The 20,311-nt window shown below is 69.3% G+C and carries 15 protein-coding genes and 1 pseudogene; 2 read left to right on the forward strand and 14 right to left on the reverse strand.

Annotation, left to right across the window (positions count from 1 at the left end):
• Positions 1 to 122 (reverse strand): annotated as a pseudogene (locus tag GA0116996_RS28515) (ABC transporter ATP-binding protein); the annotation flags it as partial.
• A gap of 44 nt (positions 123 to 166) precedes the next feature.
• A complete protein-coding gene (locus GA0116996_RS17465) occupies positions 167 to 943 on the reverse strand; it encodes a 3-hydroxybutyrate dehydrogenase (protein WP_092314162.1) in 777 nt (258 codons plus the stop codon).
• 245 nt (positions 944 to 1,188) lie between these two features.
• On the opposite strand from GA0116996_RS17465, the gene GA0116996_RS17470 reads away from it, so the two are divergent.
• Positions 1,189 to 2,694, forward strand: a complete 1,506-nt coding sequence (locus GA0116996_RS17470; RefSeq protein ID WP_092314164.1) for a sigma-54 interaction domain-containing protein — start codon at positions 1,189 to 1,191, stop codon at positions 2,692 to 2,694.
• 357 nt (positions 2,695 to 3,051) lie between these two features.
• Here the strand turns inward: GA0116996_RS17470 and GA0116996_RS28295 are convergent, their stop codons facing one another.
• The 4 genes from GA0116996_RS28295 to GA0116996_RS17485 all read right to left on the reverse strand — a co-directional run bounded on the left by GA0116996_RS28295 (position 3,052) and on the right by GA0116996_RS17485 (position 7,929).
• Positions 3,052 to 3,192 carry a hypothetical protein gene (locus GA0116996_RS28295; protein ID WP_165835173.1) on the reverse strand — a complete coding sequence of 47 codons (141 nt, stop codon included), beginning with the start codon at positions 3,190 to 3,192 and terminating at the stop codon, positions 3,052 to 3,054.
• Positions 3,193 to 3,294: 102 nt separating this feature from the next.
• Complete coding sequence (locus GA0116996_RS17475; protein ID WP_141693747.1) at positions 3,295 to 4,542, reverse strand: hypothetical protein; 1,248 nt, start codon at positions 4,540 to 4,542, stop codon at positions 3,295 to 3,297.
• Between the two features lie 109 nt (positions 4,543 to 4,651).
• Positions 4,652 to 6,580, reverse strand: a complete 1,929-nt coding sequence (locus tag GA0116996_RS17480; protein ID WP_092314168.1) for an adenylate/guanylate cyclase domain-containing protein — start codon at positions 6,578 to 6,580, stop codon at positions 4,652 to 4,654.
• Positions 6,568 to 7,929 carry a FecR family protein gene (locus tag GA0116996_RS17485; protein ID WP_167355522.1) on the reverse strand — a complete coding sequence of 454 codons (1,362 nt, stop codon included), beginning with the start codon at positions 7,927 to 7,929 and terminating at the stop codon, positions 6,568 to 6,570. The genes GA0116996_RS17480 and GA0116996_RS17485 overlap by 13 nt, the downstream gene beginning before the upstream one ends.
• A 215-nt stretch (positions 7,930 to 8,144) precedes the next feature.
• On the opposite strand from GA0116996_RS17485, the gene GA0116996_RS17490 reads away from it, so the two are divergent.
• Positions 8,145 to 8,864 (forward strand): Crp/Fnr family transcriptional regulator, encoded by a 720-nt coding sequence (locus GA0116996_RS17490; protein ID WP_092314172.1) that lies wholly within the window; start codon positions 8,145 to 8,147, stop codon positions 8,862 to 8,864.
• Here the strand turns inward: GA0116996_RS17490 and GA0116996_RS17495 are convergent.
• From GA0116996_RS17495 to GA0116996_RS17530, 8 genes are read right to left on the reverse strand one after another with little or no spacing between them, the layout of a single operon-like run.
• Entirely contained in the window at positions 8,828 to 11,257 is a 2,430-nt protein-coding gene (locus tag GA0116996_RS17495; RefSeq protein WP_092314174.1) for a glycosyltransferase family 4 protein, read from the reverse strand. The two genes, GA0116996_RS17490 and GA0116996_RS17495, sit on opposite strands and share 37 nt — an antisense overlap.
• Before the next feature lie 48 nt (positions 11,258 to 11,305).
• The gene (locus GA0116996_RS17500; protein ID WP_092314176.1) at positions 11,306 to 12,331 is read right to left on the reverse strand and encodes a glycosyltransferase family 4 protein; all 1,026 of its coding nucleotides are present in this window, start codon (positions 12,329 to 12,331) and stop codon (positions 11,306 to 11,308) included.
• A complete protein-coding gene (locus GA0116996_RS17505; RefSeq protein ID WP_092314178.1) occupies positions 12,328 to 13,917 on the reverse strand; it encodes a methyltransferase domain-containing protein in 1,590 nt (529 codons plus the stop codon). The genes GA0116996_RS17500 and GA0116996_RS17505 overlap by 4 nt, the downstream gene beginning before the upstream one ends.
• Positions 13,907 to 15,181 (reverse strand): ABC transporter ATP-binding protein, encoded by a 1,275-nt coding sequence (locus tag GA0116996_RS17510; RefSeq protein WP_092314180.1) that lies wholly within the window; start codon positions 15,179 to 15,181, stop codon positions 13,907 to 13,909. Before GA0116996_RS17510 ends, GA0116996_RS17505 begins: the two co-directional genes overlap by 11 nt.
• A 1-nt stretch (position 15,182) precedes the next feature.
• Entirely contained in the window at positions 15,183 to 15,962 is a 780-nt protein-coding gene (locus tag GA0116996_RS17515; RefSeq protein WP_092314182.1) for an ABC transporter permease, read from the reverse strand.
• A 32-nt stretch (positions 15,963 to 15,994) separates the two neighbouring features.
• A complete protein-coding gene (locus tag GA0116996_RS17520; RefSeq protein ID WP_092314183.1) occupies positions 15,995 to 17,494 on the reverse strand; it encodes a mannose-1-phosphate guanylyltransferase/mannose-6-phosphate isomerase in 1,500 nt (499 codons plus the stop codon).
• Complete coding sequence (locus tag GA0116996_RS17525) at positions 17,481 to 18,941, reverse strand: TolC family outer membrane protein (RefSeq protein WP_165835176.1); 1,461 nt, start codon at positions 18,939 to 18,941, stop codon at positions 17,481 to 17,483. The genes GA0116996_RS17520 and GA0116996_RS17525 overlap by 14 nt, the downstream gene beginning before the upstream one ends.
• Positions 18,942 to 18,967: 26 nt before the next feature.
• Positions 18,968 to 20,308, reverse strand: a complete 1,341-nt coding sequence (locus tag GA0116996_RS17530) for an HlyD family type I secretion periplasmic adaptor subunit (protein WP_092314187.1) — start codon at positions 20,306 to 20,308, stop codon at positions 18,968 to 18,970.
• Positions 20,309 to 20,311: the final 3 nt, after the last annotated feature.

Consider the following 20,311-nt stretch of genomic DNA (forward strand, 5'->3'; position numbering starts at 1 on the left):
GGGCCGATCAACGCATGGATCGAGCCGCGGCGCACCCGCAGGTTGACGTCGCTCACCGCCGTGAACCCCTTGAACTCCTTGGTGAGGTTCCGCGTCTGAAGAATGGTTTCGTGTTGGTGCATTTGTCTCCTGCCTGGTCTGTTCTGTTTTGCTGGTTTGAAAGCGTCTACTGCGCGGTCCAGCCGCCGTCGGCGACCCACGTCGCGCCGCGCACCTCGGCCGCCTGGGGCGAGCACAGCATCAGCGCAAGGTTGCCGAGCTCCTCGGGCGTCACGAACCGGCCCGACGGCTGCTTTTCGCCCAGCAAGCGCGCGCGCGCATCGTCCGCGCTCAGCCCTTCCCGAGCGGCAAGGTCGTCGATCTGCTGCTGCACCAGCGGGGTCAACACGAAGCCCGGACAGATGGCGTTGCAGGTCACGCCCGTGCGCGCCGTCTCCAGCGCGGTGACCTTGGTCAGCCCTACCAGCCCGTGCTTGGCGGCGACGTAGGCCGACTTGCCGGCGGAGCCGACCAGGCCATGCACCGAGGCAATGTTGATGATCCGGCCCCAGTTGCGCGCGCGCATGCCAGGCAGTGCCTGTCGGGTTGTATGGAACCCCGAGCTCAGGTTGATGGCGAGGATGTCGTCCCACTTGCGAACATCGAAGCTATCGATCGGCGCCACGTGCTGGATGCCGGCGTTGTTCACCAGCACATCTACCGCACCGAAGCGCTCCTGCGCCATGGCGAACATGGCTTCAATCTCTTGCGGACTGCGCATGTCGGCGGGATGGTGGATGACCGCGGCGCCGGTCGCCCGGATGGCGGCGACAGCGGCCTCGGCGTCGCCAAAGCCATTGAGCACGAGATTGGCGCCAGCCCGGGCCACCGCCTGCGCGATGCCCAGTCCGATGCCGCTGGTCGAGCCGGTAACGAGCGCGGTTTTTCCGTTCAGGATTGTCATAGGAATCTGTATCTATTTTTGGGCTGGCGTGTCATGGCGGGCGCGGCCGACCGCGCATGCACGTTTCCCCGCGTGCGCAAGCGCGAGTGCGGGGGCCCGGCATCATTGCAGCGTTCGTGCCAGGTCAAAATATGACTTACACCTCGCAAAACAGCGCGCATTGGCACCTGAATTCTCGCTATCGAGATCATTTGGCAAAATGCGATCCTTCATGTGAGAATCCGTCTCGCCATGGAGACACCACGATGAATGAACTTCGCGAGACCGAAGACGGCGGCATGCTGGGCAATTACGACGCCGTCGCCCGGCGCGCGATGGAATCGCTGTTCCGTACCTTCGAGAATTTCAGCGAGGGCACCATCGTGGTCGACGCGCACGCGCGCGTGGTCTGGATCAACAAGCGGTATGCCGCGCGTTTCGGCTTCGAGGACCCGCAGGCGGCAATCGGGCTGGAGTGCGAGCGGGTGATCCCGACCAGCCTGATGCGCCAGGTGGTCGAGACCGGCAAGCCGATCCTGCTCGATATCCTTGAAACCCCGCAGGATCCGATGATCGTGATGCGCCTGCCGATCAAGGACAACGATGGCAATACCATCGGCGCGGTCGGCTTTGCCCTGTTCGACGAACTCAAGTCGCTGACGCCGCTGTTTACGCACTACACCCGCGTGCGCGAAGAGCTGGTCGCCACGCGCCGTACGCTGGAGCAGACACGGCGTGCCAAGTACACCTTTGCCAGCTTCGTCGGCAACTGCCCCGCCACGCTCGAGGTCAAGCGGCTGGCGCGCCGGGCCGCGCAGGCCGATGCGCCGGTATTGCTTCTGGGCGATACCGGCACCGGCAAGGAACTGCTGGCCCACGCCATCCACGCGGCCTCTGCACGCGCGGGACGGCCGCTGGTGACCCTGAACATGGCGGCCATTCCCGAAACCTTGCTTGAAGTCGAGTTCTTCGGCGCGGCGCCGGGCGCGTACACCGGCGCCGAGCGCAAGGGCCGCATGGGCAAGTTCGAACTGGCCGACGGCGGCACGCTGTTCCTGGACGAAATCGGCGACATGCCGCTGATGCTGCAAAGCAAGCTGCTGCGCGCCCTGCAGGAGAAGGAGATCGAGCCCATTGGCTCGAACCGCATCATCCGCGCCGACGTGCGCATCATCGCCGCCACCTCCGCTGACCTGCCGGCCCTGGTGGAAGCCGGCAAATTTCGCGCGGACCTGTATTACCGGCTCAACGTGCTGCCGATCTGCCTGCCCCCGCTACGTCAGCGCCAGCCCGACGTTCTGCCGCTGGTCTATGCCACGCTGGAAGAAATCTGCGCGCGCGCTGAGCGCGATGCCCCGGTGCTGACGCAGGACGCGCTGAAACTGCTGGCCGAATACCACTGGCCCGGCAACGTGCGCCAGTTGCGCAACATCCTCGAGCGACTGGTGATGATGCACGACTCCGGCGAGGTCGACGGCAGCACGCTGGCATCCCTGCTCGGCATCAAGGCCGGCCCGGCACCGGCTGACGTGCCGCCGCCGCAGGCTGCACCGGCGGGCGCTGCCGGACAAGCAGCGGAGCCCGGCTACGCCGAAGCCATGGCCAGGTTCGAAGCCGCCTACCTGGTCCGGGCGCTGACGGCCAGTTCAGGCCACGTGGCCCGTGCCGCGGCGGCCATCGGCATCAGCCGGGCGGCGCTATACAAGAAGCTGGTCGCACACCGGAATGCCGGGCGCCTGCCGTCGCGCGGGATGTGGGACCTGGGCGGATGATTCTGTGGCGGCTGGAAAGCGTGCGCCAATGGCATCCGCCTGGCTGGTGCGATGCTGGGCCAGGCGATGCGGGCCGTGGATGGCGCGACGGCCATGCAACCGCCGATGCCGCGGCTGACCCCCACCTTGGTGGGATCTCGCCCACAACTGGCTGATGGTGTGACAGGCATCACCGACGTGACCGGCGTGCTTGCCTAGAATGCCGCGTAACGGTCGTCTTCACGGCCGTTAATCCCCGCATTTTCCGCCAGTTGCTCCCCGGGCACTGGCGGCATTTTTTGCGTGCTTCGCCACGAGCCGGCTCCGGTGGATGGAACCCGGGTCAGCCACGCCGGCAAGCGCAAGGCAGCGTCCGGCTCAGCGCATCCAGTAGCCGACAGCCAGCGCCACGGCAATGGCCAGCACAAGCAGGATAGGCACGGTGCGATTGCGGCGGTCTCGCCGCGGATAGCGATGGAATTCGCCCAGGCCGCCGTTGGTCAGTTTTTCCCAATCCATGAGAAGCGCAAAGTTGCCATGTCAGGCGCAGCAGGCGATTGTGGCAGCGCCTGCCGCACGATACTGTGCCCGCCGGCACAATCGCGCAGTCCGTCGCACGGCTCAGAACTCCATCAGCACGCCGGTGCTGACGCTGCCGGCGCGGTAGCGGAACAGCGGGATGGAATCGTCGGATTGCTGGTACAGGCCCTGGACATAGAACGAGAGATCAGTCGCATGGCGATAGGTGTAGCGCAGCAGCACCTGGCTGAGCACCTGGCGTCGGCGCGTGTCGCCGAACAATGCGCGGAAGTACGGCTGGCGATCGCGCAATTCCTGCCGCTGGGCGAGCGCCACCACCAGATGGCGCGGATGCGGCAGCCATGTCAGGTTCGCAAGGATGGCGTAGCCATCGCGGTCGCCACCCGCGCGCTCGTTGCGGGCCAGGTCGCGGATGACACCGACCGCGGCCGACACCTGCATGTTGGGCGCGAGGTCCAGCCGCCCGCGCAAGCGCAGGTCGTGGCGGCGCGCGTCGAAGGCATGGCCATCGGGATAGCGGTCGAGCGCCATGCTGGTGTCGATACCGACCCGGTAAAGCTTGCCTGCCAGCTGGCGCTCCGGCAACCAGTACCCCAGCAGCATGCTGCCGCCATACTGGTACGGTCGGCCGCCCAGCCATGTGTAGCCGAGCGCGGCCTGCCCCTCCACCAGCCCGACGCGGGTCTCGCTGCCGTAGTGGACGGCCAGGCTTGTGCCGTACTGGCTATAGTCGTGGCGCCGGGCGTATTGGCGGATCGAGGCGCCCGCGGAGACGTTCAACCCTTCGACGCCGCCGGTGCCCCAGTTCACGCTGCCGTCCATGCCGGCAAAGCGGTCCGCCTGCGCCAGCTGTGACGGCTGCAGCAACAGGTATGGCACCGATGCCCCGGGGGCCAGCGGCACCACCGGATTGCGCGGGCCATAGTTGGCGTTGGTGGTGTAGCCGGCCTGCAACGATAGCTGCCCGCGCAAACGCGGGTCAGGGCGCGTGCATCCCCCCCGGACATAGGAGTCGATCAGCACGCGGATTGCGGGCGGCACATCGGCGCCGCCCTGCAGTTGGGAAAACTGCGTGAAGGCGCGCTCGCGCTCGCCCAGCTCGCACAGGGCAATGGCGATGTCTAGCCGTGCGCCGGCGTGCGGCAGCGGCAGCCGCTCGACATCGAGCAGCAGCTGCCGCGCCGCGTCGAAGTCGCCGTCGCGCATCGCGCCATGAACGCGCTGGTAGAAGGATTCGTAAGCCCCGCCGGCGTCGAAAGCCGCGGCGGGCAATTCTGCGACGATGCCACCCGGGGATCCCGGCTGATGCGGCGCCACCAGATCCGGCATGGCTGGCCGGGCGGGGAGTACCGGCTGGGCCGAGTGCGCCCATTGCGCCGCACCGGCAGCACACATCAGCATTGCGCACAGACTCGCCCGCGTGCACCGGGCACGCGCATCAGGCAACAGCCGGCTCCGACAGGTCGAAAGGCTGCGGGCATGGCCGGCCGCGAACCGCGTAGATCTGCTCGGCCCGGCTGCGCCCGCGCAAGCGCGCGCGGCCGACCGGCTTTAGCACGTGACGCAGCGCGAGCGCCGCGGTCCCCTCGCCCACCAGCAGGTCGGCCGAGACCGCCTTGCACAGGTCCTGCAGGCGCGACGCGATATTGACCGTATCGCCGATGGCCGTGTAGCTCTTGCGCAGCGGCGAGCCGATCTCGCCGACCACGGCGTCGCCGCTGTGCAATCCGATGCAGATGCGCACCGGCGCCAGCCACGGGCATTCCGCCTGCAGCCGCGCGTTGAGCGCCGGCATGCCGGACAGGATGGCGCAGGCGCACGCCAGGCCGCGATCCGCATGGTCGGGCTGATCGAGCGGGGCGTTCCAGAACGCCATCACCGCGTCCCCCATGTACTTGTCCACGGTGCCGCCAGCGGCGTGGATCTGCGCGGTCAGCGCTTCCAGGACGATCTCCGTCACCTTGACCAGCCGCTCCGGCGCCATGGTCTCGGCCAGCGCGGTGTAGCCCTCCATGTCGGCGAACAGCACGGTCAGCGTCCGGCGCATGGGCAGCATCGCCTCGTAGCCGCGCTCGCGCAGCAGGGCTTCCATCACCGCCGGCGGCAGATAGCGGCGGAAACGGCGCTGGAACTGCCGCGCCTGCGCGCGCGCCAGCGCCCACTCCGCCGGCGCCTGCAACAGCAGCAGCATGAGCGCGGCCACCACGGGCAGCACCGCCGCCCGCCCGGCCGCGCCCGGCGGCAAGCCCAGCAGCACCAGCAGCCATAGCCCGGCCATGCCGGTCAGGGCGCCATAGGTCGCCAGCAGGTTGCCGCCGCGCGACAGCCACGCGAGCCCGAGCACCGTAGCCAGGGTCCAGGCCCAGCCCAGCCACGGCAGCACCAGCCGCGCCGAAGGCGCAGCGGCTTCCGCCAGCAGCCAGTCGAGCATCTCGGCATGCGCCATCACGCCCGGCAGGCGTGGATCGTGCGGGCTGACGACATGGTCCGACAGGCCGAGCGCCGACGCGCCGACCAGCACATAGCGTCCGGCCAGCGCCTGCGCCGGCACGCGCCGGGCCAGCACGTCGACCGCGCTGAATACCGGAAACCCCGCGCTCGCATGGCGCCACGGAATGAGCACGAAGCCATCGGCCTCCTTCGCTGCCGCCATCAGCGGCGCCAATGCGGTCCAGGGCAGCGCCGCGGGCAGGCCGGGCCTGGCGCACAGCAGGGCCGCCGCCGCCAGCATCGGATAATGCCGCCCCGCATAGCCGATCACCGGCGCCATGCGCCGTACCACCCCGTCGGCATCCACCTGGGGGGTGATATGGCCGACGCAGTCGCCGGGGGCTGCGGCGAAAAAATTGCCGAGATGGCCCGTCGCCGCCGGCACGTCGGCCATCATGCCGGGCGCCGCGGGATTGGCAGGAGCCGGCAGCGCGCCACCGGGATGACCTGTCCGCACCGCGTCCGGCGTCAGGTAAAAGGCCTGCGAAAACACCATCCGGTGCCGCCTGGAGAGCGCAAGCAAGGCGGCGTCGGCGGCGGCGTCCCGGGGTTCCGGAAACACCATGTCCAGGGCAACCACGCGGGCCCTATGCCGCGCGAAGAGTTCACCGGCCAGCCCGGCCACGACTTCGCGCGGCCACGGCCAGGGCCCGACGACATCCAGGCTGGCCTCGTCGATCTCGATCACCGCGACATGCGCCGACTGGCCGGCGGACGGGCCCAGCCGCCAGCGCAGGTCGGCCACCAGGTCCTCCAGGCGGTGAAACCAGCGCGGCGACCACGTGCCGCTGCCAAGCAAGGCGCAGGCGCCCAGGACCAGGGCGAACAGGCCCGGGCGCAGCCAGTCGCGCGGCGTGGCCGCGCCTAGCGCCCCCAATTTGTCGCCCCGACAGCGGTCTGCCCGGAGGCGCCGATTTCGCTGCTGAATACGTAGCCGGCCTGCGTCGCTTCAGTGCCGGCCAGCGCACCGCGCACCGTGGCATTGCCCGCGGCCTGGTCGCTGCGCATCATGCCGTCGGAGGTCACCGAGCCTTGCGCGCGCATCTGATGGCTGAGCTGGCCGGTGCTGACGGTAAGACTCGTGTCGAAGCGGCGCTTGCCGAAGTCGACCACGAGCGAAGGATCCGCCACCGTCGCCGCGGTCGCCTTCCCATTGCCCACGACGTAGGCCTCGGCGCCCTTCAACTGGAAGCCGAACACGCCCTTGACCGGCATCGTCATCGGCTCGCGCGTATCGCGCAACAGGGCGAACGGACCGAAACCGCCCATGGCAACGATGTCATGCACGCCTGCGCGCAGTGCCTCCAGGGTGGTGTCCGCCGGCAGGTTGGCCAGGGCCTGGTAGCGGCCCCAGAACAGCTTCTGCGCCTCCGGCGGCGGCGGGGGAGGCGGCGGGCGCACCACCGGCGTCTCGGGCACGGGCGGCGGGGCGGGACGCGGCTCAGGCAACAACCTGGCGGCGTCGCCGAGTATTTCGATCTCGTTGGCAGTGACGACCGCCGGTGCGCTGACCGCGGAGGTCCTGACCGGCCCGCCGGCAGCGCTGCCCTCGTCCTTGCCCGGCGGAGCCACTGCCTCCGGCGACAGGTGCTGGAACTGCGGCCCAAGCAGCGTCGGCTGGGTCTCGCCATGGCGCAGCTGCAGGATGCTGCCCCCCGCCTGGCTCGACAGTCCCGTGCCGCCTTCGCACGGGCCCATGCCTGCGGGTCGGCAGCCGCCAAGGAACGGCGACATCACGATGCCACCCGCGCGCACACTGACGCGCGTGGTCCGCGCGTCAGTGAAGACAGAGAAGTCGGTGCCGCGGATGCCGATCGCGGCCACCGGGGTATTCATGCGGAAACGCTCGCGCGCAGCCTGTGCGCCCTCACCTGAGATGGTACGCACCACGCCGCGGTTCAGGCGCAGCTTGATCTGGGTGTTGGCGGGCGCGGCGCCGTCGTAGACGTAGGCCTCGATGGTGAGGCTGGAGTTCGGACGCAGGCTGACAAAGCCGCGGTCTACCGTGTTGACGTACACGTAGCCGTCGCTGCCGGTCTGCAGCGTCACGCCCTCGTGCAGGGCGCTGCCGGCCTGCAGAGGCTGGCGCTCGCCGTGCAACTCGATCCAGGCGCTGCCGGCCACCACGGCGATCTTGCCCACCTCGGCCGGTCCTTGCGCCCAGGCCAGCCCCGCCCAGCCGATCGACAGCACGCCGACCAGCATTCCCCGGATTATCGATTCCATTGCAACCCCTTCTGACTTCAGTGCAGCGCAAGGGCCGCACGCCCGGCCCTGTGCAGGTCGCCCAGAGGGCTCCCGCATCGTCGACAGGCTGGCGACGATGATGACCGAGCCACGCCCGGCGCTTTGTGACAGGAGTCACAAACTTGGCCAACGCGGACGTGTTAGCTTGGACGTGGGGTGACAGCTATGTAACGTCCATGTCTAGAATTTCAGCAATGAAGCCGCTTGACCTGCTCAGGCGACAACGTCTCCTGGCCGGCCTGGATGACGAAACGCTGCTCGAGCTGCAGGCCGAGATCAGGATCCAGCGGTTTCGCAAGCGGGAATTTGTCGTCCACCACGGCGCCGCCGGCGATTCGCTGATGATGCTGCTAAGCGGCCGGCTCCAGGTCATCGCACTGGCCGAGGACGGGCGGGAAGTCGGGCTCGATTTCGTCGAACCCGGCGATTATTTCGGCGAGCTGTCCATCATCGATGGCCTGCCCCGCTCGGCATCCATCGTTGCCAGCGTCGATTCCCTCGTCGGCTTCCTGCCCCGGCAGAAGGCGAAGTGGCTGTTCTATAACCACCCTAGCGTGGTCGAGACACTGCTGCAGAAGCTGTGCAACACGATCCGCCAGGCTTCCAGCTACCGTTCGATGCTGGGCATGAACCGGGCCTATTCGCGCGTCTATGCGATCCTGATGAGCGCCGCGCGCAACCCGACCGGCAACCTCGTCACGATCGAGAACCTGCCCAATCAGCAAGGTATCGCGATCATGGCCAATGTAAGCCGCGAAACCGTGTCGCGCGCCATCCACGCCCTGGTCAGCACCGGCATCGTCCAGAAGGACTTGCGCCGCCTGATCGTGCGCGAGCCCGTCATTCTGGAAAAGCTGGCCAAGGGCGAAGCCGAGATTCAGGTACGCAAGAAGCCCGAGGCAAAGGCGGCGTAGCGTTCGCCGATCTTGCGCCAGTCGCCGTTGGCGGCGACCTTGGCGCGCGCCGACCCGACCAGCGCGTCATGACGGGCGGTGTCGAGCTCGCGCGCGGCGCACAGGGCGCCGGCAAGGTCGTCGGCCTCGATCGGCACGAAGTCTTCCCACGCCGTCAGGCCGCTGCCGCGCGCGCCGAACACCGTGCTCAGCACCAGCAGGCCGCTGGCCGTGTACTCGGCCAGCTTCAGGTTGGTGCCGGAGCCGGCCAGCACGGGATTGAGGCCATAGTCGGCCAGGCCCAGCCACAGCGACTTCTCGGCGGCATCGACTACGCCGAGCATGGCGACGTTGCCGGGGCGGGGCTCGGCGTCGAGCATGCCGCAGACCGAGCCCATGATGGCAAAGTCCAGCGCCGGGCTGCGTGCCGCCGCCGCCAGCACCAGCGCGGCGGCTTCGAGATTGGGCCCGTGCGCGCTGCCCATGAACAAGGCCAGCGGCCGCTCCTTGCCCAGGCGGCGCCCTCGTGTCTTGCGCTCGGCGGCCGCCACGAACGGCGTCTCGGCGATCTCGATGCCGTTGGCCAGCACGGCCACCGGCGTCCCGGCGAGCTGGTACAACTGGCGCAGCCGCTCGGCATCCTGTTCGCTGCAAGCCGTCACGCCACGCGCCTGTTCGGCGCACTGGCGCTCGTAATGCCGGACCAGCTGGGCCGCCCAGGCGTGCCGGCCATACATGCCCGCCTTCAGGTCGTATTCCACGTTGTGCGCCTCGTACAGGTGCGGACGCGGCTCGCCGGCAGCCTGCAAGGCGGGGAAGCCGTACGGATGCGCGCAAACCGCCAGTTGCGCGCTGCGCAGCTGCTCGCGCAGCGCCTCAAGCCACTGCGGCACGCTGTCCGGATGCATCGCGGCGGCCAGGTCGCCCGCGGACACGCCGAGCTTCTGTTCGAGATCCCGGGCATGATCGCGCAGGCGCGGCGTCACCGGCACCACCTCCTCCACTACGCCTGGCGCCAGCGGCCTGGCATGGCGCGGCATCGCGGTATCCGCCAGGTTGACGAAGCGCACATCAAAAGCCTGTGCCAGGTGACGGTAGAGGCCAAACAGCCGCAGCTTGCCACCGCTGACCACCGGTTCGACGGCAAACGTATTGACGACCACGACGCGCGGCCTGGCCGGACGCGCCACATGCGGCGCGGCGGGAGCCGGTGCGGACGCCGATGCGGCGACCGGGGCGGCACCGCACAGCAGCCAGTCGCCAAAGGCCTGCCAGTGGATCGCCGCCGCACGTTCGCGCGCGCGCAGGCCCATCGCGGCGACACCGGCCGGGTCGGCCGCAAGCCGGGCGATGGCCGCACCCAGCGACCGCGCGTCGGGTGCCGCGACCACGCCATTGACCCCGTCTTCGATCAGTTCGGTCGGTCCGCCGCTGTCGCTGACGGTCAGCACCGGCCGGCCGCACAGCATCGCCTCCAGCGTGATCAGGCCGTAGTCCTCCTGGTATGGCACGAACGGGACGAAGGCCGCGCGGGCGTACGCCTGGGCCAGTTCCGCGTCGGTCAGCCGGCCAAGGAACTGGATACCGTCGTGGCGCGCCGCGCGCGCGCGCAGGGCCTTCTCTTCGGGGCCGGCGCCGGCGATGCGCAGCGGCATGGCCGCGCCGCTGCACCTGTAGGCGTCGATCAGCAAGTCGATGCGCTTGGCGCCCACCAGCCGGCTCGCGGTGAAGATGCCGGTGTCGTCCGGCAGCGGGGCCGGCGCCAGGCCCTCCAGCCCGGTCGGGTGATGGCACACCTCAACCTGGCAGCCGGCGGGAAAATGCGCGGCACGATCCCGCACCGTGCGCGAGATCGCCGCGTAGCGCCGGATATGGCCGGGCTGCATGCCGATGCGGTCGAGCAGGTGGACCACCGCGCGCGCGAACGTCCCGGGAAAATGCAACAGGTCCGGCGGTGCATCGGCGCGCGCCAGCGCGGCCAGCAGGATATCGGCCACCTCGGCGGCATCGAGGCTTTCGCCGCCGCGGCCCTCCAGCAGCGCGGCCTCGAGCGCCGGCGGCAAGCGCAGGCGCGCCACCGCGGCGGCGTCCGGGGGCTGCGCCAGGTGCGCCGGACAGGTGTCATAGAGGCCGCGCAGCTTGTGCTGCAGATAGACCATGTGGTTAGGGTGCCGGACCATCCACGCCGGGTACTTCGTGCTGATGACCAGGTCGAAGTGGCTCAGGTCCAGGCGTGCGAACCTGCGGTAGCTGCCGATCAGCTCGATCAGGTTGCGCTCCGGGCTTGGCAGCTTGATCAGCTCGGCCACCACGCCCGCGCGCCGGTTCAGTTCGCGCAGCATGCCCCACCACAGGTTCTCGGCGCCGCCGATGATAAAAGGCACCGGACTCGGCGCCACGATCGCTACTCTCATGTGTTCCGCTCTACCATGATGTGGTCAGTTGTCTTCGCGAGGCGCCGCTCACGACGTCAGCGTCGCGACCACGTGTTCCCAGCCGATGCCGCGCGCCAGCAGCATTTGCCGGCCCGCCACGCCCATCTCGGCGGCCTGCGCCGGGCGGGCCGCGATGGCTTCCAGCGTCGCGGCGAGCGCGTCCGGATCCGGCGGCACCACCCAGCCGTTCTCGCCATGCCGCACAAATTCGAGCGGCCCGCCGCCGTCGCTGCAGACCACCACGGGCTTGGACGAGAGCATCGCCTCGAGCGGCACATAGCCGTAGTCTTCGTCCCGCGCGGGGAAACACACGGCCAGAGCGCGCGCGTAGAAGTGCAGCTTTTCCTGTTCGCTGATCTCGCCCAGCAGCGCCACGCGGTGGCCGACACCCAGCGCCTCGATCCGCTGGCGCAGTACCTCCATCTGCCCGCCGGTGCCGGCCAGCACGATCGACAGGCCGGCGCGCAACCGCGCCGCGGCCTCGACCAGCAGCGCCTGACGCTTGAGGGTCTCGAGCCGGCTCGGCATGAAGATGAACGGCAGCGCCGCTTCGCAGCGGAACTGCCCCACCAGCGGCGGCGGGTGATAGAGCGGCTCGGCCTCGATCTGGTTGTACTGCCACAGCCGCTGCGCCACGCGCTGCGAGTTGGCAAAGCGCCGGCGCGCGCGGCCCAGGCAAGCGTTGTCGAAGGCGATCACGCGCTCGCGCAGGCGCCGCAGCGAGGGCGTGGCCGCGGCTTCGGCGTACAGGTCGTACACGGTGCGATGCTGGTGCATCACCCACACGTGGTGCTCCGGGTGCGCCACCCCCCAGCCGGGAAACTGCAGGCTGATCACCCGATCGATCTCCACGCCGTTGGGGCGGTGCATGTCGAGCGCCGCGGCGTGCGCCATGGCCTGCTCCACGGCATCGTCCGGCCCAAAGCGGAACGGCAGCCGCAGCACCTCGAGCGCGTGGCCGGCTTCGCGCAACGCGGCGGCGAGATTGGCTATGTGGTACTCGGCGCCGCCGCGCATGAACGGCACCAGGTTTGCGGTCAGCAGGATCTTCACGATGCGGCGGCTTCGGGCAGCGGCGCCGGCGAAGCTGGCGGCGGCACCAGCGGCTTGCGCGCGATCAGCGCATAGTCCTGCGGTCCGCACAGGTGGCCGTTGACGCGCTCCGTCAAGGGGTCGTCGCCGGGCACCTTGGCCGAGGCCGGATAGGGATTGAGCCGCATCACCTCGGGGGCCTCGAAGCCATGGAACGCCAGCAGGAACGACAGCGACGTCGGCGTGACCGGATTGCGGTGCGAGAAGTCGTGATAGAAGGTATGGCTGCCCACCAGCAGGTTCTCCGGATTCGGCGTCTCGATCAGGATCGAACCGCCCGGCGCCAGCACCCGCGCCGCATTGGCGATCATCGCGTACAGCACTTCGAAAGGCAGGTGCTCGACCACATGGAAGGCAGTGACCGCGCCCAGCGCGGCGGCCGGCAGGCGGGCCAGGGCATCGACGCCATCGCAGGCGTCCACCTCCAATCCGCGGCCGCGGCAGAACGCGACCATCGCGCTGTTGAGATCGACGCCGCGCGCGGGAATGCCGCGTTCGGCCAGCAACTCCAGCCATTCGCCCCGTCCGCAGCCGATATCGAGCACCGGCCCGGGTGCCGCCTCGCGCAGCGCCTCGATCCAGCCGTCATAGGCGCACAGCTTGCGGCGAATCTCCTCGCGCGATCCCCGGTTCGCGTCCTCGAATGCCATGTAATAGGCCTCGATCTGCACGCGCAGGTCCGCGCCGGATGCGGCCTCGCCCCGTGCGTCGGCGCCGGCGCCGTGGTGGGACAGCAGGCCCGGCGCCGGCGGCGCGGTACGGCGCTCGCCCATGCGCGACAGCCGGTCGTGGGTCAGCTCGGCGGAGAGCTTTTCGAGCTGCTCTTCCAGCGCGTCGATACGCGCGCGCGCGTCGCGCTGTTCGCGCAGCGCATTCAGCACGCTGCCCGCGATGGCCTCGATCGGCTTGCGCCAGCCACGCTGCGCACGCAGCATGCCGTCGCGTTGCCGCCGCAGCGCATCGGCGAGCCAGACACCTGCCGCCTCGCGCCGCGCCAGGCGCCGTTCGTAGCGGCCAAAGGCATGCCGCGCCATCGCGCCCAGCCCCAGCCGCATCGCCAGACGCGCCGCCAGGTACCGTGCCAGCAGTCCACTGCCGCCGGCCAGGCGTACGCCGCGGCGGCGGCCCTCGGCCGAGCCGAGCAGCTGTGCCGCGACCCACAGCCGGCTGCCGGTGAGCGCCAGCACTGCGGCGTAGTGGGCCGCGCCGGCGTCGTCCGGCTCGCGTCCCAGCAGCATGCGGTAGGCATGCGCGACAAACTCGGCACGCGGTATCGACAACAGGTGGACCGGATGCAGCGCACCGTCCGCGCCGGCATAGGTCAGTTCGGGCAGCGCCGGCTCGGGCAGGCTCAGGTAGTCCGCGGACAGCGGATCGAGCGCGCTTGCCTTGCCGTCAGCCGCGGCGGCCTCGGCGCGCACGCGCGCGACCAGGGCCTCCAGCGCCGCGTGCGCCTGCCCAGAGTCGGCGTCGCTCGCCGCATGCGCGAGCCCTGCTGGCGCGCGCGGTTCGGACGGCTCGGATAACGCATGATGCTCATGAGGCAAAGGGAATCTCCTTGTCGGCGTCGGCACCGGCACGCGCGCGCTGCGGCGTCGCGCTGAAGCTGACCGGCAGCTCGCACACCCCCGCGAAGGCGCAGGTGCCAAATGCCGACACCTCGAATTCGAGCGCGTTGTCCAGCCAGTGCTGGCAGTTGTGAAGGTGGGTCAGCTCCGAGTGGACCGCGAGCGTGACCGAATAGCTGCCCGGCGCCAGCCGCACCGGGAAATCGAAACAGCATTCAGATACCGTGCCACGGCTGAACCCGACACGGTGCCCCAGCAGGCCGGTATTGGTGCCGAAGATGTCCTGGCCGAACCGGTCGCGCAGCAGGAAGCCGACATTGAGCGCCACGTCGTCGTCCGAGGCGACGGCAAGCCGCAGGCTGACCGCATCGCCGCAGACGAACTTGCGCGTTTCCCGCCCTTGCCCGTCATGCAGCGCCGCAGCCACGATGCGCGTGCGCCGTTGCCCGTAGTCGCCGTCGCCATCGCCCTCGCGCATGGACCTCTGCATGCCGGCGGGAACCCCGGCAATCAGGCGGAAATAGCGGCTCACGGCCTGCTCGGGCGGGCCATCGAACAGCAGCCGACCGCCCTCCAGCACCACCGCCCGGTTGCAGACCAGCTTGACCGCATTGACATCGTGCGAGACAAAGAGGATGCCGCCCCCCTGTTCCCGAAACTCGCGGATCCTGGCGATGCACTTTTGCTGGAAGCGGGCGTCGCCGACCGACAGCGCTTCGTCGACGACAAAGCAATCGGGGTCGGCGTGGATGGCGATGGCAAAGCCGAGCCGCATCGTCATGCCCGACGAATACGTGCGCACAGGCGCATCGATGAATGGCCCCAGCTCGGAGAACGCGATGATGGCGTCGAGCTTGCGACGCACTTCCGCCGCGCCCATGCCCAGCAGCCTGGCGTTGACGTCGATGTTGTCGCGTCCCGACAGGTTGGGGTCGAAACCCGTGCCCAACTCCAGCAAGCCGGTGACGCGGCCCGCATACCGGATCGTGCCAGCATCGGGCAGCAGCACTCCGGTCACCAGCTTGAGCAGCGTTGACTTGCCAGCGCCATTGCGCCCGATCACGCCGACCGCGTCGCCGGGCCTGACTTCCAGACTGACGCCGTCGAGCGCCTGGTGGTCGCGATGGCAGGCTCGGCGCAGCAGCGCCTCCCTGAGCCGGTCCGCGGGCGATGCGTAGAGACGGAACGCCTTGCTGACGCGCGTCAGCGCGAGCAGCGGCGCGGTGGATGCAATGCCTGGCATGTCAGAGCAAGTCCCGTAGTTCGCGTTCCAGCCGCCGCTTCATCCAGCGCGCGCCCAGCAGCAGCGCAGCCGCCAGCAGCGCCAGCGCCGCCAGCGGGGCCGGTGCCGGCAGCCGGGCGTCAAGGATGATGACGTGGACCGCGTCGATGGCCCAGTACGCCGGGTTGAGCGAGAGCAACCCGCGCGCCCACGGCGGCAGGATCTCGGGCAGGTAGACCACCGGTGTCATCCAGAACCCGAACTGCAGCGCGACGGCGACGATATTGCGCACGTCCGGCAGGAACACCTCGAGCATGCCCAGCACGATGCCGGCGCCGTAGGCGAAGGCGCCCAGCAGGCCGATCACGGACGGCAGCGCCAGCCACGCCGGGTTGAAGGGAAAGCCGATCACGGCCAGGTACGCGGCATAGAGCGCCATCGATATGCCGTACACCGCCAGCTCCACCGCGACCACGTGCAGCGGCATCAGCCCCAGGCTTACCGGGACCTTGCGGATCAGGTGCGCCTTGGCGGTGTAGACCGTGGACAGGCGCGACAGCGTGTTGGCGAACAGATTCCATGCCAGCATCCCGCCGATCAGGTACACGGTATAGGCGTAGGGGCTGCCGTCGTTGCCAAGCCGCGCCCGCATCAAATGCGAGAACACGGTGCTGAACACGACGATCAGGCACAGCGGGTGGATGATCAGCCAGGCCATGCCGAACAGCTGCCCCTGCTGGCGATCCACCAGCTCCTGCCGCGCGAACAGCAGCATCGTCGAAAGTGCCTGGCCCCTAGCCATGGTATGGGTTCCCTCGTCTGCCACTGGCCACGTCAGGCATGGCGCGCCGACGCCTGTGCGGCGACCGCCGGCGCCGGCGCACGGCCATAGTTGTCTTCGAAGCGCACGATGTCGTCTTCGCCGAGATAGTTGCCGCACTGCACTTCGATCAGCACCAGTTCGCCACTGCCGGGGTTGTGCAGCCGGTGCTTCTGCCCTGCCGGAATATAGGTGGACTGGTTCGCCAGCAGCCGCGCGCGCTGCGTGCCGTTCTCGACCAGCGCCTCCCCCGACACCACGATCCAGTGCTCGTAGCGATGCGCATGCAGCTGCAGCGACAGCGCCTGGCCAGGCGCGACCACGATGCGCTTGACCTTGAAGCGCTCGCCCTCCACCAGCACGGAATAGGCGCCCCAGGGCCGCCTGACGGTCCGATGGTGCCGGTAGGCGTCGTGCCCCTTGCGCTGCAGCGCCGCGACGATGTGGCGCACGTCCTCGGCATGCTCGCGGTGCGCCACCAGCAGCGCGTCCTCGGTGTCGACGATCATCAGGTTGTCCAGGCCGACGGCGCCAACCATGCGCTCGCTGCGGATATAGCAGCGGCGGGTGTTGTGCAGCACGGCGTCGCCGCTCACGCTGTTGCCGTCGCCATCCTGCGGCAGCAGCGCGCTTACGCTCGACCACGAGCCGACGTCGCTCCAGCGCATAGTGTTGCGCACCACGGCGACGCGCTGGGAGCGCTCCATCAAGGCAAAATCCAGCGACTGCGCACGCACGGCCTCGAACGCCGCCGGGTCGAGCTCGAGCGACAGCTGGTCGCCGGCGCGCAGTTCGCGGCCGCTGCTGACGCTGCCGGCGGCCTGGTCGGCGATATCCGAGGCATAGCGCTGCAGCTCAGCCAGCACGGCGCCGGCCGAGAAGCAGAACATGCCGGAATTCCACAGGTAGTCGCCACTGGCGAGATAGGTCTTGGCCAGCTCCAGCGCGGGCTTCTCGACGAAGCGGCACGCCAGGTGCGCCAGCTCGCTCGCCGCGCCGATGCGCGGCCCGGCCTGGATGTAGCCGTAGCCTGTTTCCGGCGCGGTAGGCGCCACCCCGAAGGTTGCCAGCCATCCCTGCCGCGCAACCGCCGCGGCCGCCGCCACGGCTTCGACGAAACTCTCCAGCGGCTCGATCAGGTGGTCGGCGGGCAGCACCAGCATCAGGGCATTGTCGCCATGGCGGCGCGCGACCCAGCTCGCCGCCGCGGCGATCGCGGCGGCGGTGTTGCGGCCCACCGGCTCGAGCAGGAAGCTGCACGGCATGGCCCGCGCGGCGCTGCGGGCGAGAATGTCGCGTGCGAGAAAATAGATATCGCGGTTGATGACGGTCACCACCTCGCGCACGCCAGGCAGCGCCGCGACACGATTGAAAGTCTTCTGCAGCAGGCTCTCGCCATCGGTCAGCGTCATCATCGGCTTGGGGAAGGTCTCGCGCGACACCGGCCAGAGCCGCGTGCCGGCGCCGCCGGAAATCACCACCGGGACCAGTACCGGCAGGTCAGTGTTGTCCATGTCTGGATTCTCCAAAGGGCTTCATTCCTGCTGACACGTCCGGGAACCGGCTCGCGGCCACGCGCTCGCGCCGCCCGGGCCGCTCCGGCTGAGCCACCGCGGCATCGCCCGAAAACTGCGCACTGGCGTCGCGCATGTCCTGCTCCGTGAGCAGGCCCGCCGCAAACCGCAGCCGCAGCCGCGTGACGATGTTGGTGTAGCGGGCCCGGGCCAGGTTGCGGCGTGCGGTATGGAACTGCTGCTGCGCATTGAGCAGATCCAGGTTGACGCGCATGCCCGCCGCGATGCTCAGGCGCGTCGCGTGCAGCAATTCCCGGGCCGCCTGTTCCGCCCGCTCGTACGCGCCGACCTTGACCACGCTGGAGAGGGCCAGGTCGAACTGCTTGCGCACTTCATCCACGACCTCGGTGCGGCGCCCGTCGAACTCGGCCATCGCCTTGCGGTAGTTGGCTTCCGCCTGGCTGACCTGCGCGCTCGCGGAGCCGCCGCTGTACAGCGGCACGGCCACCTGCAGGCCGACGTACGCGGTGTCGTACTTGGTGTTCAGCGTGTTGACGGTCTCCGACTTGTTCGCACCGTAGCTGGCCACCAGGTCGACCCGGGGCAGGTGCCCGGCGCGCGCGCGGCCGATATCCTGCCGCGCCGCCTCCACGCCGTGCTCGCGCGACTGCAATTCGGGATTGTTGGCAAAGGCGGCATCGGTCCAGTAGCCGAGATCGCCTGGCACCGGACCCTGCGCGTGGAACGCCGGCGACAACGTCGCCAGTACCAGGTCCCGGTCCGCCTGGCCGGCACCCAGCATCGCCTCCAGGCGCTTGCGCGCCGCCGTCAGGCCGTCGCGCGCCTCGATCACCTGCGCCACGGCGAGGTCGAGCCGGGCCTGCGTTTCGACGATGTCGGTGCGGGTCCCCTCGCCCTTGTCGAAGAAGCGCCAGTTCTGTTTCAGCTGCTCTTGCAGCGCATCGCGCTCGGCCTCGGCCAGCACGATCACGTCATGGGCCTCGAGCACCTCGGTGAAGGCCGTGGTCACGCGCAAGGCCAGCTCCTGGCGGCGGCTGTCGAACAATGCCGCGCTGGCCTGCGACTGGGCCTCGCCCTGGCGGAAGCGCGACCAGTAGTCCCAGTTGAACAGCGGCTGGCGCAACTGCACCGCGCCGCTGTAGCTGCGATAGAACTCGGTGGTGGTCTGGTCGCCGAGGCGGGGGCCGGCGTAGCGGGTGATGTCCGAACGGTTGCGCGCCCAGTTGTAGGTGAACTGGATCTGCGGCAACAGGAAGGAGCGCCCGATCACCCGGTACTGCTCGCCGGCGGCGGCCTCTTCAACGGCCGCGCGGTACCGGGGATCCTGCGCGAGGGCCAGGTGATAGGCGTCGAGCAGCGTCATGGCCTGCGCCGCGGCAAGCCCCGGCGCTCCCATCAGGCATGCGGCGGCGAGCGTGGCGAACACGCCGGCTCCAGCACGAACGGCCCGCATCATTCCTCCGTCAGCGCCGTTCTCGCGCGATCGGCTACCGGCTTGAACAGGTAGCTGAGCATGGTGCGCTCGCCGGTCTTGATAAAGACCTCCACCGGCATGCCGGGCCGTACCTGGTGGCCGGCAAGCCGGTTCATGCCGTCGGGCGTCACTTGCGCGCGGATCTTGTAGTAGGGCGCGCCCTCTTCCTCGGTCAGGCGGTCCGCCGACACGACCGAGACCGCTGCCGGGATGCGCGGCGTGCGACTCTGGTTGAACGCCGTGAACATCAGCTCCACCGGCAGGCCGCTGTTGACCTTGTCGATCAGGTTGACCGGCACCCGGGCTTCGACTTCGAGCGGCTCGCCGTCAGGCACCACATCCATCAGCCTGGCGCCGGGCGAGACCACGCCACCCTGGGTAAAGATGGCAAGTCCCACCACCGAGCCGGACACCGGCGCACGCACCTGCGTGTTCGCCACGTCGAAGTCGAGCCCCTCCAGGCGGCTGCGCAACATGCGCACATCGCGTTGCGCTTCGCCCAGCAGGGTTCGCACTTCCTTCTGTTCCTGCTCGCGGCGCAGGCCGGCGCGGATGCGCAGTTCGGTAAGCTGGCTCTGGGTGCGGCCGATGGTACCCAGGTCCGCCGAGATCTCGCCGTTGACCTGCGCATAGAGGCGTTCCGTGTCGAGCAGGCGGTTGCGTGGCATGTAGCCTTCGCGCGCCAGCTCACGCATGTTCTGCAACTGCTCGCGCAGCGCGGCCAGCTGCTGCTGCTTGTTCTGGCGCGCATCGCGCAGTCCGTTGAGCTGGGATTGCAGGCCCGCGATGCCCTCGGCGATGGTACCCAGCTCCTTCTGCAATGCCTGCCGGCGCGAGGCAAAGAGCTGCCGCTGCACGGTGAGCACCTCGGCCACGCCGGGATCGGATGCGGCCTCGCGTTCGACCTCGCCGAAGTCGATGTCGGCAAGACCGTCGCGCTCGGCCAGCAGGCGCGCCTCGACGGCAAGCGTGGTAAGCAGCTGCGCCCGCGTCGCCTCGGCCTGGGCACGCGCCTGCGTATGGTTCATGGTGACGAGGACTTGCCCCGCCGTTACCTTGTCGCCGTCCTTGACCAGGATCTTCTCGACGATGCCGCCGCTCGGGTGCTGCACCGCCTTGCGATTGCCAGAGACAATGACCGTGCCGGCCACCGGCACGCCTTTGTCCAGCGGCGCCAGCGCCGCCCACAGCACAAAGCCGCCGAGGCCTCCGGCAATCACGGTCCAGCCGATGCGGCTGTAGCGGCGTGCCGGCGCCGCGGGCGTGGATGGCTGCGCGGCGGCGAGCGGCGGCAGCGACGATGCATGGTTGGAAGACATAGC

It is taken from the genome of Cupriavidus alkaliphilus, from assembly GCF_900094595.1.
In the GTDB taxonomy this organism is placed as follows: Bacteria; Pseudomonadota; Gammaproteobacteria; order Burkholderiales; family Burkholderiaceae; genus Cupriavidus; species Cupriavidus alkaliphilus.